Below are 25,230 nucleotides of genomic sequence, written 5' to 3'. Positions count from 1 at the left end.
GCGTGAAGAAGGAGAAGCTATCATGCGTTCCGCCGTCATCGTCTCCACCGCCCGCACCCCGATCGGCCGCGCCTATCGCGGCGCCTTCAACAACCTCCCCTCGCCCAGCCTCGCCGCCCATGCGATCAAGGCCGCGGTCGAGCGCGCGAAGCTGGATGGCGGCGAGGTCGACGACGTCGTCTGGGGCGCCGCGCTTCAGCAGGGGCATCAGGCCGGTAACATCGCCCGCACCAGCCTGCTCCGCGCCGGCCTGCCCACCACCGTCTCCGGCATGTCGGTCGACCGCCAGTGCGCCAGCGGCCTGATGGCCATCGCCACCGCCGCCAAACAGGTGATCGTCGACGGCATGGACATCGCCATCGGCGGCGGCGTCGACAGCATCAGCCTGGTCCAGACGCCCAAGATGAACGTCGCTCCCGATCCGCAACTGCTGGCGATGCACAAGGACATCTACATGCCGATGCTGCAGACGGCGGAGATCGTCGCCAAGCGTTACGGCATCACCCGCGACCAGATGGACGAATACAGCCTCCAGTCGCAACAGCGCACCGCCGCCGCCCAGGCCGCCGGCCGCTTCGATGACGAGATCGTCCCCGTCACCGCGACGATGGCGATCGTCAACAAGGAGACCAAGGAGGTCAGCCACCAGGAAGTGACGCTGACCAAGGACGAGGGCAACCGCGCCGACACCACGCTGGAGGGCCTTTCTTCGCTGAAGCCCGTGCTCGGTCCCGACGCCACGATCACCGCCGGCAACGCTTCGCAACTCTCCGATGGCGCCTCGGCCAGCGTGCTGATGTCCGAAGAGGAAGCCGCGCGCCGCGGCCTGACCCCGCTCGGTCGTTATGTCGGCATGGCCGTCGCCGGCACCGAGCCCGACGAGATGGGCATCGGCCCCGTGTTCGCCATTCCCAAGCTGCTCGCCCGCAACGGCCTGACGATGGACGATATCGGCCTGTGGGAGTTGAACGAGGCGTTCGCGGTCCAGGTGCTGTATTGCCGCGACAAGCTCGGCATCCCGGGCGACCTGCTCAACGTCGATGGCGGCGCGATCTCGATCGGCCATCCCTATGGCATGTCCGGCGCCCGCATGACCGGCCACGCCCTGATCGAGGGCAAGCGCCGCGGCGCCAAATACGTCGTCGTCACGATGTGCGTCGGCGGCGGCATGGGTGCGGCCGGCCTGTTCGAGGTGCTTTGAGGCAGGCCGGGCAACCAACGGTCGCTCTCCTCGTTCTTCCGACAACCCCATCAAGGAGAGCACCGACATGGCCGACCACGACAATCCGCAAGAGATCGCCGCCAAGTTCATCGAGAAGGTAAAGGCCAGCCCCTACGTCATGCTGGGCCTGACCAACGGCCAGCATTCCGAACCGATGTACGTCCGCCTCGACGACGATCAGCCGAACACGCTGTTCATCTTCGCGGGCAAGGACAATCGCGCAGCCGGTGGCGGCGATGCGATGGTGCAGTTCGTCGGCAAGGGCCACGACTTCTTCGCCTGCCTCGCCGGCACGGTCAGTCAGGACAACGACCGCGCCCAGATCGACAAGCTGTGGGACAATGCTGTCGAGGCATGGTTCCCGCAGGGCAAGTCCGATCCCAATCTCGCCCTGTTACGTTTCGACGTCAGTTCGGCGGAATTGTGGGAAACCGACGTGGCGATCTCCGGCAGGATCAAGATGCTGTTCGGCGGCACGATCTCGCCCGACGAGTCATCCAGCCACGCCAAGGTCGACTCGATCGCCTGATCGAACCGAGGCCAACACAAAGGCGGCGGTCCACCCGGACCGCCGCCCTTGTCGTATCAGCTGTTGGCGGTGATCCACTGCTCCACCACCGGCGCGATCCGGTCGCGCCATTTGGAGCCGTTGAAGATGCCGTAATGGCCGACGCCTTCGGCCATCAGATACTGCTTCTTGTCGTCGGGCAGCGCGGTCGCCAGCGTCAGCGCCGCCTTCGTCTGACCCAGCCCCGAAATATCGTCGCGCTCGCCCTCGATCGCCAGCAACCCGATATCGGTGATCGCGGCCGGATCGACGCGCTTGCCCCGATGGATGTACTCGCCCTTCGGCAGGGCGTGCGTCTGGAACACGACGTCGATGGTCTGGAGATAGAATTCGGCCGTCATGTCGCAGACCGAACGATACTCGTCATAGAAATCCTTGGTCGACGTCGCGCCTTCGCCGTCGCCCTGCACCAGATGCTTGAACATGCCCCAATGGCTGATCATGTGATTGCCGAGGTTCATCGACATGAAGCCGGCAAGTTGCAGGAACCCCGGATAGACCCGGCGGCGCGCACCGGGATATTGCACCGGCACCTCGACGATCACGTTCTGCTCGAACCACGCATGCGGCCGCTTCGTCGCCAGCGTGTTCACCGCCGTCGGCGCTTCCCGCGTGTCGACCGGCCCGCCCATCAGCGTCAGCGTCTTCGGGCGGCAAGGGTTCTTGTCGGCGCTCATCACCGCGGCGGCGGCATAGGCCGGCACCGATGGCTGACAGACCGCCAGCACGTGCGAGCCCGGACCCATCAGCTCCAGAAACTCGATCAGATAATCGACATAATCGTCCAGATCGAACCGGCCATCCGACATCGGCACCAGCTTCGCATCGCGCCAGTCGGTGATGTGGACGTCCGCGAACGGCAACATCCGCTCCACCGTCCCGCGCAGCAACGTCGCATAATGGCCGGACATGGGGGCTACGATCAGCAGCTTGGGGCCGCCCTCCACTCCGTCACGACGAAAGCGCTTTAGCTGGCCGAACGGCTTGCGCAGCAGGATTTCCTCGACGACCGGCACGTCACGCCCGTCGATTTCGGTATGCGTGCAGCCGAAAGCCGGCTTTCCCCGTGGCGCTGCCGCATGTGCGAACACTTCCAGCGCCGATCCCACGATCGATCCGCCGCCCATATAGGAAAACGGGTTTGCCGGGTTCTGGAACCACTCCGCCCCGAAATTGGCCATCGCACTGGCGCCGGCCAACATGGAACGCTGCATTTCATAGGCGTGATAGAGCATCGGGTATCCTTTAGCCCTAGATAGGTTGCGAAGTCCGTAACGCAATTACGCTGCATGGCAACGTTACCATAGTTCGATCGATCCATCGCCTTCCATTCCCCATCACCGTTGAGCATCACCGGACACACTGCTAGGCGCTGGCTATGGCGACATCCGACACTCCGCCGACCGTTACCGCCCCCGGCATCATCACCGACAAGACGCCCGAATCGCGCAAGCGTCTCGGTGATCTCGCGATGGTGTGGCGACATGCGGCCAGCTATCCCGGCCGCATCGCGATCGCCGGCATCGCCCTGCTGACCACATCGGCCGCCACGATCGGCATCCCGTACGGGTTCAAGCGGGTGATCGACCGCGGTTTCGTCGGCGGCGCGAACACCTCGTTCGCTTCGTCCTTCCATTATCTGCTGATGATCGTCATCGTGCTGGCCGTCGCCACCGCGATCCGGTTCTATTTCGTGTCGTGGCTGGGCGAGCGCGTCGTCGCGGACATCCGCACCGAGGTGCAGCGCCATCTGCTCCGCCTCAGCCCGCGCTTCTTCGAGGAGAACCGCCCCTCCGAAATCGCCTCGCGCCTGACATCGGATACCGCGCTGATCGAGATGATCGTCGGCAGCACCGTGTCGATCGCGCTCCGCAACGTGTTCACCGGGATCGGCGGCCTGATCTATCTGTTCGTCATCTCGCCCAAGCTGGCGGGCATGTTGATGATCGGCATCCCGGTCATCATCCTGCCGATGACGCTGCTGGGCAAGCGCGTGCGCGGCTATTCGCGCACCTCGCAGGACCGGGTGGCGGAGGTCGGATCGATCACCACCGAGGTGCTGGGCGCGATGCGGATCGTGCAGGCATTCGGTCAGGAACCCCGCGAGGCCGCCCGCTTCGGCGTCGCGGTGGAGGCCACCTTCGCGGCCGCGCGCAAGCGCAACGCGCTGCGGGCGATCATGACCGCGATCGTCATCGGCCTCGTCTTCGGGTCGATCACGCTGGTCCTGTGGGAGGGTGCGGTCGATGTCGCGGCCGGGCGACTGAGCGGCGGGGCCATCGCCGCCTTCGTCCTGACCGGCGGCATCGTCGCCGGCGCGTTCGGCGCGTTGACGGAGGTGTATGGCGACCTGTTGCGCGGTGCCGGTGCCGCCAGCCGCCTGTCCGAACTGGCGCGCGAGGTGCCGGAGATCGCCGCCCCTGCCCGGCCGGTCCCGCTGCCCACGCCCGCGCGCGGCGCGATCCGGTTCGAGGACGTGCATTTTCGCTACCCCACCCGGCCAGAGGTCGCCGCGCTCGACAGCTTCTCGCTGGACGTCGCACCCGGCGAGACCGTGGCGCTGGTCGGCCCGTCCGGGGCCGGCAAGTCGACTATCTTCCAGCTCGCCGAACGCTTCTACGATCCGGAGGGTGGCCGCATATCGGTCGACGGCGTGGCGCTGACCGATGCCGATCCCGCCGATCTGCGCGCGCGCATCGCGATGGTGCCGCAGGAGACGGTGATCTTCGCCGCCTCCGCCCGCGACAATTTGCGCTACGGTCGCTGGGACGCCACCGACGACGAGCTTTGGGCTACTGCCGAGGCCGCCAACGCCGCCGCCTTCCTGCGTCGTCTGCCCGACGGCCTCGACACCTATCTGGGAGAGGGCGGTGCGCGCCTGTCCGGTGGTCAGCGCCAGCGCCTCACCATCGCCCGCGCCCTGCTGCGCGACGCGCCGATCCTGCTGCTCGACGAGGCGACCAGCGCCCTCGATGCCGAGAGCGAGCGATTGGTGCAACAGGCGCTCGAACGACTGATGGAGCACCGCACCACCCTTGTCATCGCCCACCGCCTTGCCACCGTCCGCGCGGCCAGCCGCATCGTCGTGATGGACGAGGGACGGATCGTCGAACAGGGCACCCACGCGACGCTGATGACCCGCAGCGGGCTATATGCGCGGCTGGCCAGCCTGCAGTTCAACGAAGCGGCTTAAGCCAACATTAAAAATGTCGAGCGCTTAATCTGACCCGTTCGTGCTGAGCGAAGTCGAAGCACATTGCGAAGAGGTGGCCTTCGACTTCGCTCAGGCCGAACGGTTGGGAATGGTTCCGATTTCACGCAATTTGTTCCAAGCCTACCGCCGCTTCCCCTGATGCCGGATGTTCGCCGGCCGCCCACGCCGCTTCAGCACCCGCGGCGCGCGGCTCGGCGCCGCGCCCTTGCCGCCGGGCAGTTCGAATCGCAGCGCCCCCGACACCGCGTTCGCCTCCGCCAGCCGCAACCGCACCCGCTGACCCAGCGCGAACACGTCGCCGCTGGTTTCGCCGATCAGCGTCCGCGCCGCCTCGTCGAAGCGGTAATATTCGCCGCCCAGATCGCGCACCGGCATCAGGCCGTCACCGCCGACGCCATCGACCGTTGCGAAGAACCCGTAATTCTGCACGCCGGTTATCCGTGCCTCCACCTCCTCGCCGACATGCTCGGCCAGATAGGCGGCGACATAGCGATCGACCGTATCGCGCTCCGCCTCCATGGCGCGGCGTTCCAGCCGGCTGATCCCCTCGCCGATCCGCTCCATCTCGCCCTCGTCGGGCAGCAACCCGCCCGGCCCCAGCCTGTACGCCGCGACCAGCGCGCGATGGACGACCAGATCGGCATAGCGACGGATCGGCGAGGTGAAGTGCGCATAGCTGCCCAACGACAGGCCGAAATGGCCATGATTAGCCGGCGCGTAGTAGGCCTGGGTCTGGCTGCGCAGCACCTGCTCCATCACCTGCGGTCGGAAATCGGCGTCACCCAACCGGTCGATGATGCGGTTGAACGTCGATGGCTTCACCACCTGCCCCAGCGCGAAGGGAACGTCGAACGTCTCCAGATAATCCTTCAGCGCGACCAGCTTCTCGCGGCTCGGCGCCTGATGCACGCGGTACATGCACGGCGCCTTCTTCGCCTCCAGCGCCTTGGCCGCCGCCACGTTCGCAGCGATCATGTAATCCTCGATCAGGCGATGCGCATCCAGCCGCTCGCGCGCCGCGACCGACAGGATACGGCCCTTCTCGTCCAGCACCACGCGCCGTTCGGGCAGGTCCAGATCCAGCGGCTCCCGCGCATCCCGCGCCTTGCCCAGCGCACCCCAGCACGCCCATAACGGCTTCAGCGCCTCGATCATCGGCCCGGCGCCGGCATCGATCGTCGCCTGAGCATCCTCATAGGCGATGTTCGCCGCGATCCGCACCAGCGCGCGGGTAAAGCGCCATCCCTTCAACACGCCCGACGATGTGATCTGCAGATGACACGCCAGCGCCGCGCGGTCCTCGCCCTCCTTCAGCGAACAGACATGCGCGGACAGGATTTCCGGCAGCATCGGCACGACCTGATCCGGAAAATAGACCGAGTTGCCGCGCGACCGCGCTTCCTTGTCCAGCGCGCTGCCGGGCCGAACATAGAAGCTGACATCGGCGATCGCGACCACCGCCTGCCACCCGCCGGGATTGGCCGGATCGTCATCGGGTGCCGCCCACACCGCATCGTCATGATCGCGCGCGTCCGCCGGATCGATCGCGACGATCGGCAGATGACGCAGATCCTCGCGGTCGTCGCCCAGCGGCAGGCGCGCTACCTCCTCGGCCTCTTCCAGCGTTTCCTCGGCGAACACGTCCGGGATGCCCAGCTTGTGGATCGCGATCATCGAAAAGGATCGCGGCGCGAACGGATCGCCCAGCCGCTCGACCACGCGCACCGTCACCTTGGGCGGCCGTCCCGCCATCTCGCACATCACCAGATCGCCGGCCGCCGCGTCGCCGGTGTCCGACACCGCGAATTCCCGCCGTTCCTTCTTCTCGACACCGGTCAGCCAGAACCGCCCGGCCTCCTCGCGCAGCACGCCCAATACCTGTTCCGATGCCCGCGCCAGCACCTTCAGCGGATGCGCGATCCATCCCGATCCGGCTTCCTCGGTCCGGGCCAGCACCCGCTGGCCGATCCCCAGTTCGCCGCGTTTCCGCTCGCGGACCCGCAGACGTGGCGGCGGCGTCTCCGCCTGCCATACCTCCGGCACCGCCCACACATTGCCGCCGTCATCGACATCGGCGACGCGCAGCACCGTCACCTTCGGCAATCCGCCCATCTTGTGAAAGGATCGGCCGGGGGCGCTGTCGATCAGCCCCTCGTCCGCCATGTCCTTCAACAAGGCTTTCAACGCGATCTTTCCCTGCGCGGTCAGGCCAAAGGCACGCGCGATCTCCCGCTTACCCGCCGGGCTGCCGGATTTTTCGATGAAGTCGAGGATCTGCGCGCGTGTGGGCAGGCCGGAAATGGGTCGATGCATTGACGGGAGATAGGCGCACCGGGCGACCGCGTCACCCCGCCAACGCCGGTCACGTCGGCGCCGGAACAACCTCGATCAACGAATCGCCCGCTTCCAGCCGCCCCGCCGCCGCATCCCACAGGCCGAGCACCTGATCGCCGCGATAGACGCGCAGCACCTGCCCGCCCGCGATCTCACGCGGCGACCGCCCGACCTCCGCCGCCGTCACCGTCCGTTCGCGCAGTTCGACCCGGCCGCCGCGCGTCACCAGATCGGCGACATAATCGGCGATGTGCGGCCCGGCGGTACATTGCGCCAGCAATTGCCCGCCGAAACTGACCGGGTTGACGATGATCGTCGCGCCGGCATCGCGGGCGAGCAGTTCGTTCTCGATCGCCGCGATCGCCACCGCGATCACCGCATGGGGCGACAACCGGCGGATGGTGAGGATTATCAGCACGGCGGTATCGTCGCGTCCCGGCGATACGATCACCTGCGACGCCGCCTCCACCTTGGCGATCGACAGCACGCGGTTGTGCGTCGCATCGCCCTCGACCGTCGCGACGCCCAGTTCCTCCGCCAGCCGCAGGCGTTCGCCGCGTTCGTCGACCACGACGATGCTGCGCGGGTCATGCCCCCGCTCCAGCAGTTCCGCCACCGCCGCCGTGCCCGACCGGCCATAGCCGCAGACGATCACATGGCCCTTCAGTTCGCGTCGTATCAGGTCCATCCGCCACCGTTCCCAACCCTGCCGCAGCATGAAACTGTACGCGCTCCCCAGAAAGATGAGGAACACGAAGATGCGGATCGGCGTAACCACGAACGTGTCGAACATTCGCGCCGCGTCCGATACCGGCACGATATCGCCATACCCGACCGTGGTGACGGTGATGACCGTGAAATACACGACGTCCAGAAACGAGATCGCGCCATCGGTATTGTCGCGCAGCCCGTCCCGCTCCAGCCAGTGCCCGCCCAGCGCGATCCCGACCAGCACCAGCACCGCCACCGCCCGGATCGCCAGCGTGACGAACGGCCCCAGCCGCCCCGCCCGATAGAATCGCGGTCGCGCCGCCACGATCGCCGCCCGCGCCGCCAGTCGGCCCGGCGTCAGCGCGCGCCGGGCGATGGGCCGTTTCGGCGACACGGACATGTCGATCAGTAAGCCCGCCCGATCAGGACGCGCTCCACCGCCGGCTCGCCGGTGAAGATGCAGGGGCCTTCGTCGCAGCCGGTCTGCCCTAGCGGCGCGTTGCGGATCGTCAGCTTCAACGCCTTCAACCGCTCGACCACCTTGTCCAGCGTCGCCCCCGTCGGCTTTGACCACCGAACGTCCAGCCAGCCGGGGTTCCTGCGACCCTCGGCGAAATGCGTTTCGACCGCCGACCATTCGTCCACCGGCGCGACCTGCGCCCGCAGCGCCTCGGTCGACTGGGCCAGCAATCCGCCCTGCATGTCGGCCAGCGTGGCGGACAGCGTATCGACCAACTCGCCGCGCGGCATCACCGCCGAATTCAGCTTGCCGTCTTCGCGGTACAGGCGATCACGCCGGATGACCGACACGTTGCCGCCGGCGACGTCACGGCCACCGACCTCGATCACCACCGGCGCGCCCTTCTTCACCCAGCCCCAGCGCTTGGTGGCCGCCTTGGCCGGTTTCAGGTCGAGCAACGCCCGCACCGGCTCGGCCAGCGTCGACAGCCCCGCCAGCTCCTTTTGGAGATCACGGCAATACGCCACGATCGCTTCATCCTCGGGCTGGTCGCGCAGCATCGGCACGATCACCACCTGCCACGGCGCGATCGCCGGCGGCACACGCAGGCCGTCGTCGTCGCCATGCACCATGATGACCGCGCCGATCATCCGCGTCGACACGCCCCAACTCGTCGTGTTCGCCAGCTCGAATTCGCCGCTCGTGTTCTGGAACCGGATGTTCTGCGCGGAGGCGAAGTTGGTGCCGAGAAAATGGCTGGTGCCGGCCTGCAACGCCTTGCCGTCCTGCATCATCGCCTCGATCGAATAGGTCGCGACGGCCCCCGGAAAGCGCTCGTTCTCGGGCTTCTCGCCCGTCACGACATGCACCGCCAGACAGGTTTCGGAAAACTCGCGGTACACCTCCAGCATCCTCAGCGTCTCCTCGCGCGCCTCGTCGGCGCTGGCGTGCGCGGTATGGCCCTCCTGCCACAGGAATTCGGACGTGCGCAGGAACATCCGCGTCCGCATTTCCCAGCGGACGACGTTCGCCCATTGGTTGATGAGCACCGGCAGGTCGCGCCACGACTGGATCCAGCGGGCAAAGGCGCTGCCGATCACCATCTCGCTCGTCGGCCGCACGACCAGCGGCTCCTCCAGCTTCGCGGCCGGATCGGGGGTCAAACCGCCCTTGCCGTCGGCGATCAGCCGGTGATGCGTGACGACCGCCATCTCCTTGGCGAACCCCTCGACATGCTCCGCCTCCTTTTCGAAGTACGACAGCGGGATGAACAGCGGGAAATAGCAATTCTCATGCCCGGTCGCCTTGATCCGGTCGTCGAGCAGCCGCTGGATACGCTCCCAGATGCCGTATCCCCATGGCCGGATGACCATGCAGCCACGCACGCCGGATTCCTCGGCCAGATCGGCCTCGGCGATGACGGATTGATACCAGGCGGAGAAATCCGCTTCGCGGGTGACGGGGAGCGCATGCTTCATGCCCGGCCGGATAGCCCATCCACGCCGCGCCTTGCCAGCGCAAAGCGGTGTCGGCCCTCGCCGGCCGATCTACGCCGCGAACGTCTCCTCCGCCTGCAGGAACGAGACGAACAGGTCGGTCGATGCGCGAAGGTCCTGCGCACTGATCGCCAGATCGCCGGCGCTGCTGCGGACGGATGCCGATAGCGACGATGCCGCGCCGATCGTCGTGGCGACGCCGGCGATGCGGCTTTCGATGTCGTCGGCCGTCCCCACCGCCCTGTCCGCCCCGGTATCGATCTCCTCCGCCGATGATCGCTGCTCGCCGACCGTGACCGCGATGCCGGATGCAGCGGCCGACACCTTGCCGATCGCGTCGTTCACGCTGCGCAGCTTCTGCCCGGTATCCGCCACGCCGTCGCGGATACCGACGATCAGCGTGCGGATGCGGTCGCTCGCCCGCTTGGTATCCGCCGACAGCGATTTGACCTCGCCCGCGACCACCGCGAAGCCGCGACCGGCATCGCCCGCCCGCGCAGCCTCGATCGTCGCGTTCAGCGCCAGCAGGTTCGTCTTGCTGGCGATGTCGCGGATATCGTCGAGGAAGCCCTCGATCTCGACCGCATGTTCCTCCAGCATCGCGACCGTCTGCACGCTCCGCTCGGCCTCCGTGCTGGCCCAGACGGTCAATTCGGACTGGCGGCCGGCGGTCACCGCGATCGTCCGGATCGACCCCGACAGGATACGGATCGATGCCGCCACCTGCGCGATTTCCGACGCGGCCCTGGTCGCGCCGGACGCCACTTCGACCGCTTCCTGCGTGGCGGCGCTGCTGACGTCCTCCAGCTTGACGGCGGTGTTTTCCAACTGCCTCGTCGCCTGAGCGATGGTTTTCACCACCGACGTCACCGATCGATCGAATTCATTGGCGAGGGAGACGAGTTCGCCGCGTCGTTCCGCCGCCGCCCGTGCCGCCTGCTCCTGACGCCGGCTCCGCTCCGTCGCCGCCTCGGCCTCGGCGGCATGAGCCTGCCGCAAGGCATCCTTCGTGCGCCGCTCCTGTTCCTCGGCGACGTCGGTCAGGTCGCGCGCGTTGCGCAACGCCTCCTCCTGCGACAGAAACAACCGCTCTAGCTGCACCGACAGCACCGTCAGCGCACCGAATTGCAGTCCCACCGCCACGACGTGGAACAGCACCCGGCCCAGATTGCCGCTGCCGGTGAACACCCATTCCGGCGCCAGCCATTCCAGCGACAGATGGTGGATCGCGGTCAACACCGTCGCCAGCAGGATCGGCCGCCAATCGGCCAGCACGACCAGCGCCGCCATGCCGACGAAGAAATACATGTGCGCGTCCATCTGCCACGGATGCCCGTTCAGCAGGAACACCAGCATGGCCGGGATCACCGCGGCCAGCGACCCCATCAGGGTCCGCGCCTCGGCATCGTACCGTCCCCTGACGGCCATGAACGTAGGGCCGATGTTGATGAGCGCGCCGACGATGACGAGCGGCGCGGTGACGCTTTCCCCCAGCGCGGCGTTGCCGATCAGCAGCAGCGCGAACGATATCCAGCCGATCAGCGCCCATGCCTGGACACCACGCCGACGCAGTCGGTCGAGCGCGTTGAGCGTGGAAGGCGCAGCAATGTCCCGCTCGACGCCGATCGCCATGGTGCCCGCCCGGCTCACGCCAGCGCCCCCGGCGCACGGCCCGTGCCGCAACCGGCCGGCGGTGCCGCCAGGACGACGATGTTCCACGACATGATCTCTCGCTCGATCCGGCTCCGATTGCCGGTGACGACCATCGACCCCCGGAACGGCCCGGCGCCGACCAACGCGGCGCCACCGGCCAGCGCTACCCGCGCGACCTGATTGGCATCGCCGCCGGTCATGGGAACGAGCAGCATATTCCCCGAGACCGGCGGCCACATCGTCACCACGACCAGGGCGATGATCGCCATCGCCCCCTGCACCGCAATCAGCATTTTACCAGCGGGAACAACAGTGAAAGTCATCGGCGCCGATGTAAGTTTGGCTGGTTAAAAAGGCGTAACCCACGCGCCCCGGCCATCATCACATCGACGTGGAGACGCCGGTTATCCCAGCGCCTTCTTCAGCAATTCGTTGACCACGCCCGGATTGGCCTTGCCGCCCATCGCCTTCATCGTCTGGCCGACGAAGAAGCCGAACAGCGCTTCCTTGCCGCCGCGGTACTGCGCCAGCTGGTTGGGGTTCTTCGCCATCACATCCGCGATCACCGCCTCGATCGCGCCGGTGTCGCTGGTCTGTTTCAACCCGCGATCCTCGACGATCTTGGCGGGGGCGTCGCCGGTTTCCAACATCACTTCGAATACCTGCTTGGCCAGACTGCCCGACAGCGTGCCATCGGCGACCAGCGCCAGCAGCTCGGCCGCCTGCGCCGGCGACACCGGCGACGCGGCGATATCCTTGCCCAGCCGGTTGAGCGCCCCGAACAATTCCGACGTTACCCAGTTCGCCGCCGGCACCGCGCTGGCGCCCGCGTCCAGCAGCGCGTCGAACCAGCGTGCGGTATCGACGTCGGCGGTCAGCACCGCCGCGTTGTACCGGGTGATCCCCGCCGCCTCGTACCGCGCGCGCTTGCTGTCGGGCAGTTCGGGCAGGCTCGCCCGGCATTCGTCCAGAAACGCGTCGTCCAGTTCCAGCGGCAACAGGTCGGGATCGGGGAAATAGCGGTAATCATGCGCGTCTTCCTTCGATCGCATCGACCGCGTCTCGTTGCGATCGGGATCGTAGAGCCGCGTTTCCTGCACGATCTTGCCGCCCGCCTCGATCACCTCGACCTGACGCTTGGCCTCCTGCTCGACCACCGCCATCACGAAACGCACCGAATTGACGTTCTTGGTCTCGGTCCGGGTGCCATATTCGTCGCCGGGCTTGCGCACGCTGACGTTCACGTCGGCGCGCATCGATCCCTGATCCATATTGCCGTCGCAACTGCCGACATAGCGCAGGATCGACCGCAGCTTGCTCAGATACGCGCCCGCCTCGGCCGGCGACCGCATGTCCGGCCGGCTGACGATCTCCATCAGCGCGACGCCCGACCGGTTCAGGTCGACATAGGAGCGCGTCGGATGCTGATCGTGCATCAGCTTGCCGGCATCCTGTTCGACATGGATACGTTCGACGCCGATCGTCTTGCCGGCGGCATCGGGGTTCTTGTCGTCCAGACTGATCTCGATCGCGCCCTCGCCCACCAGCGGGTGATAGAGCTGGCTGATCTGATATCCCTGCGGCAGATCGGCATAGAAATAATTCTTGCGATCGAACCGCGACCATTTGTTGATCTGCGCATCGATCGCCATGCCGGTGCGCACCGCCTGCCGGATGCACTCGCGGTTCGGCACCGGCAGCATTCCCGGCATCGCCGCATCGACCAGCGACACCTGCGTGTTCGGCTCCGCGCCGAACGTCGTCGCCGCGCCGGAGAACAGCTTGGCATCGGAGGTGACCTGGGCATGGACCTCCAGGCCGATCACGACCTCCCACTCGCCGGTGGCGCCCTGAATCCTGTACGCGTGCTCAGTCATCGATTCGTCCATCTTTCGCCCGGCGCCCGATCAGCGGCGCGGAAAATTCAGTATATCGCCGCATCATGCCGAGCGTCGAATAATCCTCGCGCAGGAAACGGGCATTCGCTCGTCGCGCCATCGCCTGCCGCTCGTCCGGCGTCTGCGATGTCGCGGCCGCGCGCCACGCCGCGGGGTCGGCCGGCGGCACGAACAGCGCCTCATCCTCGCCCATATAGGTCGGCACGCCGCCCGTCCGCGTCGCGATCACCGGCACGCCCATCGCCATCGCTTCCAGCGCGACGGTGATGCCCGAATAGATGTTGTCGCGCATCGGCACCGCGACATAGGTCGCGCCCGCATAAAGCCGCCGGAACTCCGGCATCGGCGGTTCGCGCGGGATCGTCAGGTTGGTGTACTTCGCCAACAGGTCGTCGCTCAACTCGCGGTTGATGATGACCAGCTCGTAATCGGGATCGTTGCCGAACGCGTCGAGCAGCACCTGCCAGTCGCGGGTCATGTCGTTGCCCGCCGCGACGATGCGGGTCACCCGCCGCCCCGCCACATCGTCCGACACCGGCTGGAACGTGTCCGCCGCGATCCCGAAATGCATCAGCTGCGTTCGCACCGCCGGCAAGGTCGCGCGCGCCTTGTTCAGGCACGCCTGCGTATGCGTCAGCAACAGGTCCAGCCGCTTCAGCAACGGCTCATAGACCAGGCGCCGATGCGCCGACAGACCGTCCCACCAGTCGAATACCCAGATGGCAGTGCCGATGATCGGCCGCTTCGGCACGACCCCCAGTTCCATCAGCAACCGGGCCGACATCGCGTCCCATTCGCTCATCGTCCAGATGATGTCCGCCGCCGCCATCCGGCGCCGGTTGAAATACGCATGCGACAGGTCGAGCGAGAAGCGCCGCAACGTCCACCGCGCGATCTTGCGACGACCGTCGCGCCGGTCATCCTCGGAAAAGCTGACGTCGAAGCCGCATTCCTCGGCGTGATGGAACCCGTAGGGCGTCCGCTCCGGCTGCTGGCCCGCCGCGAACAACTCCGCGAACCGGGCCACGCTCTGCCCGTAGGACAGATGCACATGCACCTTGGGTCGCCGCGCCGAACCCGGAACGGACGGACCATCGTTCATCGTGGCGTGCCCCGGCTTACCACCAGGCCTCTGGCCGGGCGACGAAGCCGGCGCGCTGCTCGATCGCCAGACCGGCGTTCAGCACGCCCTGCTCGTCCAGCGGCTTGCCGATGATCTGCAACCCAAGCGGCAGACCCGCCGCATCCAGCCCGCCCGGCACGCTCATCGCCGGCAGGCCCGCCAGCGACGACGGCACCGTGAAGACGTCGTTCAGGTACATCGCGATCGGATCGGCCGACTTCTCGCCCAGCGCGAACGCCGCCGACGGCGCGGTCGGTGCCAGCAACAGGTCGCATGCCTCCCACGCCCGCTCGAAATCGCGCGCAATCAGCGTCCGCACCTTCTGCGCCTGCGTGTAATAGGCGTCGTAGAAGCCGGCCGACAGCACATAGGTGCCGATCATGATCCGCCGCTTCACCTCGTCGCCGAAGCCATCGGCGCGCGTCGCGGCATACATATCCTGCAACCCCGCCCCTTCGGGCAGGTCGCGCAGACCGTACCGCACGCCGTCATAGCGCGCGAGGTTGGACGACGCCTCCGCCGGCGCGATGATGTAATAAGCCGGCAGCGCATACTTGGTGTGCGGCAACGAGACCTCGACGATCTCCGCCCCCGCATCGCGCAGCCAGTCGATGCCCTGCTGCCACAACGTCTCGATCTCGGCCGGCATGCCGTCGACGCGGTATTCCTTGGGAATGCCGATCCGCTTGCCCTTCAGGTCGGCGGACAGCCCCGCTTCCCACTGCGGCACGTCGAGCTGCAGCGACGTCGCATCGCGCACGTCGAACCCCGCCATCGCCTCCAGCATGATCGCGCAGTCGCGCACGTCGCGCGCCATCGGCCCCGCCTGATCGAGCGACGAGGCGAACGCGATCGTGCCCCAGCGCGAGCAGCGGCCATAGGTCGGCTTGATCCCGCTGATCCCGGTGAACGCCGCCGGCTGGCGGATCGAACCGCCGGTATCCGTCCCCGTCGCCCCCGGACACAGCCGCGCCGCGACCGCCGACGACGACCCGCCCGACGAGCCGCCCGGCGCCAGCGGCGCGTTACCGCCATCCTTGCGCCGCCATGGCGAAATCACATTGCCGAACGCGGACGTCTCGTTCGACGATCCCATCGCGAACTGGTCCATGTTCAGCTTGCCGAGCATCCCCGCACCCGCATCCCACAGATTCTGCGAGACGGCGGATTCGTACGGCGGCACGAAGCCTTCCAGGATGTGGCTCGCCGCCGTGGTGGCGACGCCCTTCGTGCAGAACAGGTCCTTCATGCCGATCGGCACGCCGGCCAGCGGCTTCGGCGCTTCCCCCGCCGCCCGCGCGGCATCGGCGACATCGGCGGCGGCCAGCGCATGGTCGGGCGTCTTCACCAGAAACGCGTTCAGCGCATCGGCCGCATCGACCCGCGCATTGAACGCCTCCGCCACATCGCGCGCGGAGAACTCCCCGGCGCGGAACCCGTCGCGCAGGCCGGCGATGCCGAGATCGGTTACGTCGCTCACGAAGCATTCCCCATGTCGTGGGAGATCCCGGCCTGCGCCGGGATGATCGAATGATATCCTGCGGCCATCATTCGATCACCTTCGGCACCGTGAAGAATCCATGCTCACCCTGCGGCGCATTCTGCATCAGCGCGTCGCGAATACCGCCGTCGGTCACGACATCGTCGCGCAGCCGCAGGTGGTTGGGGATCACGGCGGTCATCGGTTCGATACCAGTGGTATCGACCTGTTCGAGCTGTTCGATCCAGTGGAGGATGTTGCCGAGTTCGGGCGCGAGCCTGCTCGCATCCTCCTCGGTGATCGCGAGCCGGGCGAGGCTGGCGATCTTCTTGACGGTGTTGGTGTCGACGGACATGAGAGCGCGGCTAGCATCCGCGCTTGTCCGCATGCAATGGTTTATCCGCCCGCGATTGCATGAACGGCCACTCTGGGGCACGGGCGGTCGCCACCACCCACGGAGTGAGCGAGTGGCGCGCAAGTTTCTCTACATCATCGCCGGACTGATCGTCCTCGTCCTCGCCGGCGCCTTCGCCTATCGCTTCTTCGGCAACGACCTGATCCGCATGACGCTGGTGCCGGGCGAGGAGTTCCGCGCCCAGCCCGATGTCGCGCGCAATGCCTATGACGACAAGGCGATGTGGCTCGCCCGCCCCGACCTGCCCGGCAATCCCGCCCTCTGGACGCCCGAGGGCTACAGCACCCGCGCCACGCCCGGCGGCGCCGCGGTCTTCTTCATCCACCCCACCTCCTATGTCAGCCGCGATCACTGGAACGCGCCGATCGACGATGCCGAGACCAACGATCGCGCCGCGCTGTTCCTGCGCGGTCAGGCCAGCGCCTTCAACGAGGCCGGCGAGATCTGGGCACCGCGCTATCGCCAGGCCACGTTCGGCGCGTTCCTGACCAGCGCCGCCGATGCCGAACGCGCACTGAACCTCGCGTACGGCGACGTGGAGGCGGCCTTCGACAGCTTCCTTCACCAGATCGGCCCCCGCCGCCCGATCATCCTCGCCGGCCACAGCCAAGGCGCGCTCCACCTGACGCATCTGCTGCGCGACCGGATCGCGACCGACCCGAAGCTCCAACGCCGCGTCGTCGCCGCCTATGTCGTCGGCTGGCCGATCTCACGCACCACCGACCTCCCCCGCCTCGGCCTGCCCGACTGCGCGACCGCCGATCAGGCACACTGCATCCTGTCGTGGCAGACCTTTGCCGAACCCGCCGATCCGTCGCTGATCGTCGACACCTATGACAAGACGACCGGCTTCGATGGCCAGCCCCGGCGCGGCACGCCGATGATCTGCACCAATCCGCTGACCGGCACGCCCGGCGCCACTGCGCCCGCCACCGCGAATCTCGGCACGCTCTACCCCGCCGCCGACCTCGCCACCGCCGCCATCACCGCCGGCAAGGTGCCCGCCCGCTGCGACGAGCGCGGCTTCCTGTTGATCGGCGAGGGGCCGGCGGTCGGCCCCTATGTGTTGCCCGGCAACAATTATCACGTGTACGACTACAGCCTGTTCTGGGCGAACGTCCGCGCCGATGCCAACCGCCGCCTCGCCGCGTTCAAGCCATGAAATTCAAGCTGTGATAGTCAGGCCATGATAACCGCCGACCGCGCCGTCTTTCGCGACGCCCTGCCCGAAGGCGGCCGCCTGATCGGCCTCGATCTCGGCACCAAGACGATCGGCACTGCGCTGTGCGACGCCGGCTGGAGCTTCGCCAGCCCCGCCCTCCTGATCCGCCGCACCAAGTTCGCGAAGGATAAGGCGCAGTTGATCGACCTGATCGCCGCCCAGAACGTCCGCGGCATCGTCTTGGGCCTGCCGATCAACCTCGACGGCAGCGAGGGGGCGCGGTCGCAATCCACCCGCTCCTTCGCCCGCAATGTTCAGGATCTGGCACCGGTACTGCTGTGGGACGAACGCTGGTCCACCGTCGCGGTAGAACGCTTCATGATCGAACAGGACATGAGCCGCGCCAAGCGCGCCGAACGCATCGACAACCTCGCCGCCGCCCATATCCTGCAAGCCGCGATCGACGCGCTCGTCGCGATCTGACCGATCACGGCAACCGCGCAGTACACCATCTCTCGCAACCATCCGGCGGGGTTTTCCGGCAAGGCTGACGGCGTAGGACACGCCTGACGCCAAAACCGGGCCGTTACGACTACCCGTTCCCCGGCAAAGGCCGGGGCCCAGTTGGGATATCCCGGTAGATAACGGAAATGTCCACCAACCGGACCCCGTCTTCGCCGGAGAACCGGATGTCGAACGCCTACACGCCTTTCCACCGACGGCCCCTATGGCGAGAGTAGCAACACCGCCGCTACCACCCGGACCAGCGGACCGATCCTCGACCAGCTCGCTGATCGCCGCTGACGAAGGGCCAAGCCTTGCGCGGCCCCCCGCCCCCGGTTAACCGGCGCACCATGCCCGCATCCGATCACCGCCCCGCCGCCATGATCGCCGGCGGCGCCGTCTTCCCGCACCGCCACCTGACCGGGATCGAGGGGCTGCAGCCTCACGAGATCGCCTTCCTGCTCGACGAGGCGGAACGCTGGGTCGAGGCGAACCGCACCCATGCCAAGGGCGACGCCCGCCTCGCCGGCCTGACCCAGATCAACGCCTTCTTCGAAAACTCCACCCGCACGCTGCTGTCGTTCGAGATCGCCGGCAAGCGGCTGGGCGCCGATGTCGTCAACATGCACGCCGCGCAATCGAGCGTGAAGAAGGGCGAGACGCTGATCGATACCGCCCAGACGCTGAACGCGATGCGCGCCGACATCCTCGTCATCCGTCACATGAGTTCGGGCGCGGTGAAACTGATCGCCGACAAGGTCGATTGTCCCGTCCTCAACGCCGGCGACGGTCGCCACGAACACCCGACCCAGGCGCTGCTCGACGCGCTCACCATCCGCCGTCGCCGGGGCAGCATCGCCGGCCAGCGCGTGGTGATCTGCGGCGACCTGCTACACAGCCGCGTCGCGCGCTCCAATATCCTGTCGCTGACCGCGCTGGCGGCGGAAGTCCGCGTTTGCGCACCGACCACGCTGATGCCGCCCGCGATCGACCGGATGTTCGTGACCCCCTTCACCGATTTCGATGCCGCGCTGGAGGGTGCCGACGTGGTCATGATGCTCCGCCTCCAGAACGAGCGGATGGACGGCGGCTATGTTCCCTCGCCGCGCGAATTCCGCCTCCGTTATGGCCTGACGCCCGAACGCCTGAAGCGCGCGAAACCCGATGCGCTGGTCATGCACCCCGGTCCGATGAACCGTGGCATCGAGATCGATTCGCTCGTCGCCGACGGCCCGCAATCGGCGATCACCGAACAGGTCGCGATGGGCGTCGCGGTCCGCATGGCCTGTCTGGATGTGCTGACCCGGCGCGATCGCGGCGTGGAGGGCTGGGCATGACCATCGCCTTCACCAACGCCCGGCTCGTCCTGCCGGACGGCGTCGTGCCCGGCACGCTGCTGGTCCGCGACGGTGCCATCGTCGCGGTCGGCTCTGCCGAAACGATCAGCGATCTGCCCGCCGATGCCACCACGGTCGATTGCGGCGGCAAGCTGCTCGCCCCCGGCATCGTCGATTGCGGCGTGTTCCGCGTCGATCGCGAGGCGTGCCGGCGCGGCGGCATCGTCCGTGTCGCGCTGATGCCCGATCAGTCGCCGGTGCTGGACGATCCCGGCATCGTCCAGCGCGCCGCGCTCGTCGGCAAGCCCGATCTGTGGATACACCCCCTCGCCGCCGCCACCCGCGCGCTGGCGGGTAAGGAACTGGCGGAGATGGCGTTCTGTCAGGCCGCCGGCGCACGGGCCGTCGCGATCGGCCGCCGCTGGATCGCCGATGCGCAGGTCATGGCGCGCGTCCTGTCCTATGCCCATGACCTCGGTCTGGTGGTCATCACCCATGCCGAGGATGGCGGCCTCGTCGCCGGCACCGTCGCCACGGCGGGCGAAACCGCTACCCGGCTCGGCCTCGCCGCCGCCCCCGCCATCGCCGAGGCGCTGGCCGTCGCCCGCGACCTGTTGCTCGCCGAGGAAACCGGCGCCCGCGTCCATATCCGGCAGGTCACCACCGCCACTGCGCTCGACCTGATCCGCGCGGCCAAACGGCGCGGCGTCGCCGTCACCTGCGGGATCACGCCCGCGCATCTGCACCTGTCCGACAACGCGATGAGCGATTTCCGCACCTTCGCCCATCTGTCGCCGCCGCTGCGCGACGAATCGGATCGCCGCGCCTGTCTGGCCGGCATCGCCGATGGCACGATCGACGTCATCGCATCGGGCCACGATCCGCACGGGCCGGAGGAAAAGCGCCTCCCCTTCGCCGACGCCGCCGCCGGCATGGCCGGCGCCGAGACGCTGCTGCCCCTGTCGCTGATGCTGGTCCGCGACGGCCACGTCACGCTCGACCGCCTGTTCGCGCTGCTCGCCGCCAATCCGGCGCGCGTACTGGGCCTCGACTCGGGCACCCTGACCAGGGGCAGCCCCGCCGACCTCCTGCTGTTCGACGACCGCGTGCCGTGGCAGATCGATGGCGAATCCTTCGCGTCGGCCGGCAACACCCCCTTCGACGGCCTGCCCGTTCAGGGCCGCGCCTTGCGCGTCTGGAAGGGCGGTCGCGAACTGTAGGACCTTATTCGTTCGTCTTTAAGGCCTTATCCGTTCGTGCAGAGTAGAAACCGAGTAGCCCCGCAGGGGCATATCGAGGGTTCGTATCGAAGCACCGTTCCGCACACCAACCTGTCCTTCGATACGGGTCTTCGACTGCGCTCAACCCCTACTCAGGACGAACGGGAATAAGGCCTGTCCTACAGGGCCGAGTCAGGGTAATCCCTCAAATACCGATCTTTCAAACCGTCGATTACACTGCCCACGCCCCTCGCGCGCATACGCGCCCGCGCGCGGCCGTGAGTGTGACTTTAGCGACTTTCCGGGCTCATCCGCCCCGAACGGCCACAGCGACGGGCAAGGGTTGCACTACCTCCTGCCGTGGCGCGAAGCGCACTGCCACCGGCGTCTCCGGTGGCGTCACGACCGGCGCCGCCGCGACCGGCACCGCCCGGCGGATCACCTTGGCCACCCGCCGCACCGGCTCGACAGCCGGCACATCCTGCACCACTTCATGCCGCGGCCCGAACCTGACCGCCGCCACCGTCACAACGACCGGCTCGACGATCGGCGGCGCAGCCAGCGCGACCGCCGTCGCCGCCGGCTTCACCAATGCCAGCGCCACCGGCTGCCCCGCATCGGCCACCGCCCGCACGCCCAGCAGCGACGCGACCTGATCCGACGCCGACGTCGGCTGCGCGAAGGCGATCCATTGCTGCATCCGGTCGTCCAGATCGGCCGGCGACAGGTCCGCCGCCGCGATCACCCGCGCCATCGGCCATTGTCCCGCCAGCCCCAGACTGAGCGCCAGATTCTGCCGCATCTTCGCATCTGCCCCCGGTTGCCGCGCGGCCTGCGTCAACAGCGCCACCGCCCCCGCCGGATCGCCCGCCAGCGCCAGCGCCAGCCCACGATCGGTCGGCGAGATGTCGCGGTCATACGTCGTCAATATCTGCCGCGCCGTCGCCCAGTCGCCCGTCGCGATCTCCGACAGCGCCAGATTCAGCGCCGCCCGCCCATTGGCCGGTTGCAACAGCAACACATCGCGGAAGGCATCGCGCGCCGATACGAATCGACCCGCCCGCAGGTACGTCTGGCCCAGCAACAGCCGGTAATCAGCCTCCGCCGGCGCCGACGCGACCGCCGCCTCGGCGAAATCGACCGCCGCCGGATCATGCGCCGCCATCGCCTTGGTCGCCCGCTTCGCCCAGGCCGCAGCCTCGGTATGCGGCATCGTCCGCGATCCCGCCGAGGCAACGCCGCCCGCGCCGGTCGTGGTGCAGCCCACCATCGTCCCGCCCAGCATCAGCGCCGACAGTGCCGCCGCGGTGAATTTATGCGCCCTCATGATGTTTTCCCCGGCGCCGGTTTTGGCAGGGGCAGCTGCACGGCAAGCGCCTCGACCATCGGCATGGTTTCCAGAAACATGTCCAGCGCATCGGCGACCAGACCCTGCGCCGACCGATTGGCCACGGCGCTCGCCAGCCGCAGCCGCAGATGCCGCTCGCCGTCCAGCCGCAGCGTGAACGCCGCCTTGCCCTTCTCGGTCATCGTCGCGCTTTCGCGACTGATCTCCTGCGCGGTCGCCAGTGACACCGGCGTCACCTCCACCTTCGCCCGCAACGCCTCCCGAGTCACCAGCACCGGCGGCAGGACGGCCGGCGACGCGGTCGGGGCGGGCGCGATCGACCGGACCGGCGCCACCGGCGCGGTCCCCATGTCGTTCCAGCCCAGATCGTCCAGCGGCGGCGCGACCGGCGGCATTTCCGAAAAACCCTGTGGCCGCATCGCCGGCCGCGCCTGACCCTTGCGCGCCAGCAATCCCGAACTCAGCGAGGCGAGCGGCTTGGCGGTTCCCAGCATCCCCATCTCAACCCACCACGCGACGGCCGAAGCCACTGGCGCCGGTCCGCGCCGCCGGTGCCACGGCAAAGGGCGCGGCGAACACGGTACGGCGGAAATTCTTCTCCAGCCGGTCGGCGATATAGGTCCACAGCGCCGTGATCTCGGCGGCGGATTTGCTCTTGGGATCGCACTCCATCACCGTGCGGCCATCGATCATCGATGCGGCGAAATCGACGCGCTGCTGCACCATCACCGGCGCGACGGTGCCATGCTGCGACAGCGCCACCGCCGCCTCGCTAGTGATCCGTGCCTTGGCCGTGGCGGCGTTGACCACGAAGATCAGCGGCTTGCCCGCCCGGTCGCACAGGTCGACCGTCGCCCCCACCGCACGCAGATCATGCGGGGATGGCCGGGTCGGCACCACGACCAGTTCGGCGACCTGGATTACGCTCTGGATCGCCATCGTGATCGCCGGCGGCGTATCGATCACCGCCAGCTTGAACCCCTGTTGCCGCAGCAATTCCAGATCGCCGGCCAGCCGCGCGACCGTGGTCTGCGCGAACGCCGGATATTCGCCCTCACGCTCGTTCCACCAGTCGGCCAGCGACCCCTGCGGATCGATGTCGATCAACACGACCGGACCATGGCCCGATCGCTGGGCCTGCACCGCCAGATGACCGGACAGCGTGGTCTTGCCCGATCCGCCCTTCTGCGATGCCAGTGCGAGAACGCGCATAGCTGTATTCACTCCCCAAGCCGTTCGGACCGGGAGTCGCATGCCCCTCGCTAAGATCAGGTTAAGCCGTCACCCAGTCCCGCCGCGCGATCCCCTGCGCCCACAGCAGCGCGGTCAGATCGCCATGCTCGATCCGCGCCGCCGCCGCCGCCGCGACGATCGGCTTGGCCCGGTACGCCACGCCCAGCCCGGCCGCCCGGATCATCGGCAGATCGTTGGCGCCATCACCCACCGCCAACGTCTCGGCCGACGCCAGACCACGCTCGGCGGTGGTGCTGCGCAACGTCTCTTCCTTGGTCGCGGCGCCGACGATCGGCCTGGCGACCTTGCCGGTCAGCCGGCCGTTCTCGATCAACAGGCGGTTGGCGATCGCCCGATCGAACCCGATCTCCGCCGCCACCGGTTCGGCAAACCGCGTGAAGCCGCCCGACACCAGCACCGCCAGCGCGCCGCGCGCCCGCATCGTCCGCACCAGCTCCCTGGCCCCCGGCGTGATCGTGACCCGTTCCGCCAGACACCGGTCGATCGCGCTTTCGTCCAGTCCGGCGAGCAGAGCGACACGGGCATCCAGCGCCCCCTCGAAATCCAGTTCGCCGCGCATCGCCCGCTCGGTCACCTCGGCGACCTCGGCCTTGATGCCGGCATAATCGGCCAGTTCGTCGATGCACTCGACGGTAATCATCGTCGAATCCATATCAGCGACCAGCAACGCCTTGGCCCGCGCCGCGACCGGCTGCACGACCACGTCGAAGCCATGCCCCTCCAGCGCCGTCCGCGCCGCCGCCGGCTCCTGCCCGAACGGCAGGTCGACCGCCTCGCCCGCATCAATCCACACGGCGGCACCGGGCGCGCAGCCCGCCATCGTCAGCCGATCGACTGCGGCGGACACCTCTCCCACGGGCAGGCCATTGCCTGCTATCAGCGTCGCCGTGAACATCGTATCTCCAGACCATCCAAGCGTGGCGCTCATCGCAGGGCCGACCGCCAGCGGCAAGTCCGCCGCCGCGATCGCCGTTGCGGAGGCGCATGGCGGCATCGTTATCAACGCCGATGCCAGCCAGGTCTATCGCGACCTGCGCATCCTGAGTGCCCGCCCATCCGCGAAGGACGAAGCCCGCGTCCCGCACCGCCTGTTCGGCCATGTCGACGGCGCCGACACCAGTTATTCCGCCGCCCGCTGGGCCGCCGAGGCCACCGCGGCGATCGACGCAGCCCATGCGGCCGGACGCCTGCCGGTACTGGTCGGCGGCACCGGCCTCTACCTGCGCACCCTGCTGGATGGCATCGCCCCCGTCCCCGACATCGATCCCGAAATCCGCGCCACCGTCCGCGCCCTGCCGGTCGCCGAGGCGCATCGCCAATTGTCGACCGAAGACCCCGCCGCCGCCGCCCGCCTCGCCCCCGCCGACACCACCCGCGTCGCCCGCGCGCTGGAGGTGGTGCGCGCCACCGGCCATCCGCTCGGCCATTGGCAGCGGCAGTTGAGCGGCGGCATCGGCCACCGCATTCGCCTCGCCGCCATCCGCCTGCTACCGCCGCGCGAACAACTCTTCACCGCGATCGATGCCCGCGCCGCCATCATGCTGGACGGCGGCGCCCCCGCCGAAGTCGCCGCCCTGCTGACCCGTGACGACATATCGCCCGACGCCCCCGTCCGCCGCGCGATCGGGGTCGCGGCCATCGCCGATCATCTCGCCGGACACGCCAGTCATGAGGAGACGCTGGAACGGCTGCGATCGGACACACGGCGCTATGCCAAACGGCAATTCACTTGGTTTCGCAATCAACCATCACCTGAATGGATTATCACGCAACAAAATGACTCAATACCGTCATCAATAGATGCTTTATTGTCCTGACAGGGGTTGACGTT

22 protein-coding genes are annotated in these 25,230 nt (G+C 67.7%); 8 read left to right on the top strand and 14 right to left on the bottom strand.

What is annotated here, in order from left to right; genetic code table 11:
* Nucleotides 1-22: 22 nt before the first annotated feature.
* Both JAO74_RS03200 and JAO74_RS03195 read left to right on the top strand, forming a co-directional pair.
* On the top strand, nt 23-1,201 hold the full coding sequence (locus JAO74_RS03200) for an acetyl-CoA C-acyltransferase (RefSeq protein ID WP_199034909.1): 1,179 nt from the start codon (nt 23-25) through the stop codon (nt 1,199-1,201).
* A gap of 67 nt (nt 1,202-1,268) precedes the next feature.
* A complete protein-coding gene (locus JAO74_RS03195; protein ID WP_199034907.1) occupies nt 1,269-1,751 on the top strand; it encodes a pyridoxamine 5'-phosphate oxidase family protein in 483 nt (160 codons plus the stop codon).
* Between the two features lie 56 nt (nt 1,752-1,807).
* Here JAO74_RS03195 and JAO74_RS03190 read toward each other — a convergent pair whose 3' ends face one another.
* Nucleotides 1,808-3,025 carry a polyhydroxyalkanoate depolymerase gene (locus JAO74_RS03190; RefSeq protein ID WP_199034904.1) on the bottom strand — a complete coding sequence of 406 codons (1,218 nt, stop codon included), beginning with the start codon at nt 3,023-3,025 and terminating at the stop codon, nt 1,808-1,810.
* A 143-nt stretch (nt 3,026-3,168) separates the two neighbouring features.
* Here JAO74_RS03190 and JAO74_RS03185 point away from each other — a divergent pair, with 143 nt between their 5' ends.
* The gene (locus JAO74_RS03185; protein WP_199034903.1) at nt 3,169-4,983 is read left to right on the top strand and encodes an ABC transporter transmembrane domain-containing protein; all 1,815 of its coding nucleotides are present in this window, start codon (nt 3,169-3,171) and stop codon (nt 4,981-4,983) included.
* 141 nt (nt 4,984-5,124) lie between these two features.
* On the opposite strand, the gene JAO74_RS03180 is transcribed toward JAO74_RS03185, so the two are convergent.
* The 9 genes from JAO74_RS03180 to gatC form a co-directional block, all read right to left on the bottom strand.
* Complete coding sequence (locus JAO74_RS03180) at nt 5,125-7,317, bottom strand: ribonuclease R family protein (protein ID WP_199034896.1); 2,193 nt, start codon at nt 7,315-7,317, stop codon at nt 5,125-5,127.
* Nucleotides 7,318-7,366: 49 nt separating this feature from the next.
* A complete protein-coding gene (locus JAO74_RS03175) occupies nt 7,367-8,449 on the bottom strand; it encodes a potassium channel family protein (RefSeq protein WP_199034894.1) in 1,083 nt (360 codons plus the stop codon).
* Nucleotides 8,450-8,454: 5 nt separating this feature from the next.
* Nucleotides 8,455-9,987 carry an aminoacyl--tRNA ligase-related protein gene (locus tag JAO74_RS03170; RefSeq protein WP_199034892.1) on the bottom strand — a complete coding sequence of 511 codons (1,533 nt, stop codon included), beginning with the start codon at nt 9,985-9,987 and terminating at the stop codon, nt 8,455-8,457.
* A gap of 69 nt (nt 9,988-10,056) precedes the next feature.
* Nucleotides 10,057-11,655: a methyl-accepting chemotaxis protein gene (locus JAO74_RS03165; protein WP_332908716.1), complete on the bottom strand. Its 1,599-nt coding sequence runs from the start codon at nt 11,653-11,655 to the stop codon at nt 10,057-10,059.
* Nucleotides 11,652-11,927 (bottom strand): hypothetical protein, encoded by a 276-nt coding sequence (locus tag JAO74_RS03160; RefSeq protein WP_199034890.1) that lies wholly within the window; start codon nt 11,925-11,927, stop codon nt 11,652-11,654. Before JAO74_RS03160 ends, JAO74_RS03165 begins: the two co-directional genes overlap by 4 nt.
* A 135-nt stretch (nt 11,928-12,062) precedes the next feature.
* Complete coding sequence (gene gatB / locus JAO74_RS03155; RefSeq protein ID WP_199034888.1) at nt 12,063-13,535, bottom strand: Asp-tRNA(Asn)/Glu-tRNA(Gln) amidotransferase subunit GatB; 1,473 nt, start codon at nt 13,533-13,535, stop codon at nt 12,063-12,065.
* The gene (locus tag JAO74_RS03150; RefSeq protein WP_199034886.1) at nt 13,528-14,658 is read right to left on the bottom strand and encodes a glycosyltransferase; all 1,131 of its coding nucleotides are present in this window, start codon (nt 14,656-14,658) and stop codon (nt 13,528-13,530) included. Before JAO74_RS03150 ends, gatB begins: the two co-directional genes overlap by 8 nt.
* 16 nt (nt 14,659-14,674) lie before the next feature.
* Complete coding sequence (gene gatA / locus JAO74_RS03145; protein WP_199034885.1) at nt 14,675-16,159, bottom strand: Asp-tRNA(Asn)/Glu-tRNA(Gln) amidotransferase subunit GatA; 1,485 nt, start codon at nt 16,157-16,159, stop codon at nt 14,675-14,677.
* A 67-nt stretch (nt 16,160-16,226) separates the two neighbouring features.
* A complete protein-coding gene (gene gatC, locus JAO74_RS03140) occupies nt 16,227-16,514 on the bottom strand; it encodes an Asp-tRNA(Asn)/Glu-tRNA(Gln) amidotransferase subunit GatC (RefSeq protein ID WP_199034884.1) in 288 nt (95 codons plus the stop codon).
* Between the two features lie 112 nt (nt 16,515-16,626).
* Here gatC and JAO74_RS03135 point away from each other — a divergent pair, with 112 nt between their 5' ends.
* From JAO74_RS03135 to JAO74_RS03120, 4 genes are all read left to right on the top strand, one after another.
* Entirely contained in the window at nt 16,627-17,736 is a 1,110-nt protein-coding gene (locus JAO74_RS03135) for a DUF3089 domain-containing protein (protein ID WP_199034881.1), read from the top strand.
* Between the two features lie 24 nt (nt 17,737-17,760).
* Nucleotides 17,761-18,219 carry a Holliday junction resolvase RuvX gene (gene ruvX, locus JAO74_RS03130; RefSeq protein WP_199034879.1) on the top strand — a complete coding sequence of 153 codons (459 nt, stop codon included), beginning with the start codon at nt 17,761-17,763 and terminating at the stop codon, nt 18,217-18,219.
* Between the two features lie 371 nt (nt 18,220-18,590).
* Nucleotides 18,591-19,577, top strand: coding sequence for an aspartate carbamoyltransferase catalytic subunit (locus JAO74_RS03125; protein WP_199034877.1), 987 nt, complete (start codon nt 18,591-18,593; stop codon nt 19,575-19,577).
* Complete coding sequence (locus tag JAO74_RS03120) at nt 19,574-20,797, top strand: dihydroorotase (protein WP_199034875.1); 1,224 nt, start codon at nt 19,574-19,576, stop codon at nt 20,795-20,797. The genes JAO74_RS03125 and JAO74_RS03120 overlap by 4 nt, the downstream gene beginning before the upstream one ends.
* Before the next feature lie 307 nt (nt 20,798-21,104).
* On the opposite strand, the gene JAO74_RS03115 is transcribed toward JAO74_RS03120, so the two are convergent.
* From JAO74_RS03115 to serB, 4 genes are all read right to left on the bottom strand, one after another.
* Nucleotides 21,105-22,124 (bottom strand): tetratricopeptide repeat protein, encoded by a 1,020-nt coding sequence (locus tag JAO74_RS03115; RefSeq protein WP_199034866.1) that lies wholly within the window; start codon nt 22,122-22,124, stop codon nt 21,105-21,107.
* Nucleotides 22,121-22,645 (bottom strand): hypothetical protein, encoded by a 525-nt coding sequence (locus JAO74_RS03110; RefSeq protein WP_199034864.1) that lies wholly within the window; start codon nt 22,643-22,645, stop codon nt 22,121-22,123. The genes JAO74_RS03115 and JAO74_RS03110 overlap by 4 nt, the downstream gene beginning before the upstream one ends.
* A gap of 1 nt (nt 22,646) precedes the next feature.
* Nucleotides 22,647-23,357, bottom strand: a complete 711-nt coding sequence (locus JAO74_RS03105; protein WP_199034862.1) for a ParA family protein — start codon at nt 23,355-23,357, stop codon at nt 22,647-22,649.
* A gap of 61 nt (nt 23,358-23,418) precedes the next feature.
* On the bottom strand, nt 23,419-24,294 hold the full coding sequence (gene serB / locus JAO74_RS03100) for a phosphoserine phosphatase SerB (protein ID WP_199034861.1): 876 nt from the start codon (nt 24,292-24,294) through the stop codon (nt 23,419-23,421).
* Here serB and miaA point away from each other — a divergent pair.
* Nucleotides 24,293-25,216: a tRNA (adenosine(37)-N6)-dimethylallyltransferase MiaA gene (gene miaA, locus JAO74_RS03095; protein ID WP_199035205.1), complete on the top strand. Its 924-nt coding sequence runs from the start codon at nt 24,293-24,295 to the stop codon at nt 25,214-25,216. The genes serB and miaA overlap by 2 nt on opposite strands.
* The last annotated feature ends 14 nt before the right edge of the window (nt 25,217-25,230 follow it).

Origin of the sequence: Sphingomonas mollis, assembly GCF_016427505.1 — a bacterium.
Lineage (GTDB): Bacteria > Pseudomonadota > Alphaproteobacteria > Sphingomonadales > Sphingomonadaceae > Sphingomonas > Sphingomonas mollis.
Note: the sequence above shows the minus strand (reverse complement) of the source record. Positions and strands in the feature narration are given on the sequence as shown.

Excerpts from the sequence above, each read along its gene's own strand:
- JAO74_RS03200 (WP_199034909.1), top strand. The coding sequence starts at position 23 with ATGCGTTCCGCCGTCATCGTCTCCACCGCCCGCACCCCGATCGGCCGC.
- JAO74_RS03195 (WP_199034907.1), top strand. The coding sequence starts at position 1,269 with ATGGCCGACCACGACAATCCGCAAGAGATCGCCGCCAAGTTCATCGAG.
- JAO74_RS03190 (WP_199034904.1), bottom strand. The coding sequence starts at position 3,025 with ATGCTCTATCACGCCTATGAAATGCAGCGTTCCATGTTGGCCGGCGCC.
- JAO74_RS03185 (WP_199034903.1), top strand. The coding sequence starts at position 3,169 with ATGGCGACATCCGACACTCCGCCGACCGTTACCGCCCCCGGCATCATC.
- JAO74_RS03180 (WP_199034896.1), bottom strand. The coding sequence starts at position 7,317 with ATGCATCGACCCATTTCCGGCCTGCCCACACGCGCGCAGATCCTCGAC.
- JAO74_RS03175 (WP_199034894.1), bottom strand. The coding sequence starts at position 8,449 with ATGTCCGTGTCGCCGAAACGGCCCATCGCCCGGCGCGCGCTGACGCCG.
- JAO74_RS03170 (WP_199034892.1), bottom strand. The coding sequence starts at position 9,987 with ATGAAGCATGCGCTCCCCGTCACCCGCGAAGCGGATTTCTCCGCCTGG.
- JAO74_RS03160 (WP_199034890.1), bottom strand. The coding sequence starts at position 11,927 with ATGGCGATCATCGCCCTGGTCGTGGTGACGATGTGGCCGCCGGTCTCG.
- gatB (WP_199034888.1), bottom strand. The coding sequence starts at position 13,535 with ATGACTGAGCACGCGTACAGGATTCAGGGCGCCACCGGCGAGTGGGAG.
- JAO74_RS03150 (WP_199034886.1), bottom strand. The coding sequence starts at position 14,658 with ATGAACGATGGTCCGTCCGTTCCGGGTTCGGCGCGGCGACCCAAGGTG.
- gatC (WP_199034884.1), bottom strand. The coding sequence starts at position 16,514 with ATGTCCGTCGACACCAACACCGTCAAGAAGATCGCCAGCCTCGCCCGG.
- ruvX (WP_199034879.1), top strand. The coding sequence starts at position 17,761 with ATGATAACCGCCGACCGCGCCGTCTTTCGCGACGCCCTGCCCGAAGGC.
- JAO74_RS03125 (WP_199034877.1), top strand. The coding sequence starts at position 18,591 with ATGCCCGCATCCGATCACCGCCCCGCCGCCATGATCGCCGGCGGCGCC.
- JAO74_RS03120 (WP_199034875.1), top strand. The coding sequence starts at position 19,574 with ATGACCATCGCCTTCACCAACGCCCGGCTCGTCCTGCCGGACGGCGTC.
- JAO74_RS03115 (WP_199034866.1), bottom strand. The coding sequence starts at position 22,124 with ATGAGGGCGCATAAATTCACCGCGGCGGCACTGTCGGCGCTGATGCTG.
- JAO74_RS03110 (WP_199034864.1), bottom strand. The coding sequence starts at position 22,645 with ATGGGGATGCTGGGAACCGCCAAGCCGCTCGCCTCGCTGAGTTCGGGA.
- JAO74_RS03105 (WP_199034862.1), bottom strand. The coding sequence starts at position 23,357 with ATGCGCGTTCTCGCACTGGCATCGCAGAAGGGCGGATCGGGCAAGACC.
- serB (WP_199034861.1), bottom strand. The coding sequence starts at position 24,294 with ATGTTCACGGCGACGCTGATAGCAGGCAATGGCCTGCCCGTGGGAGAG.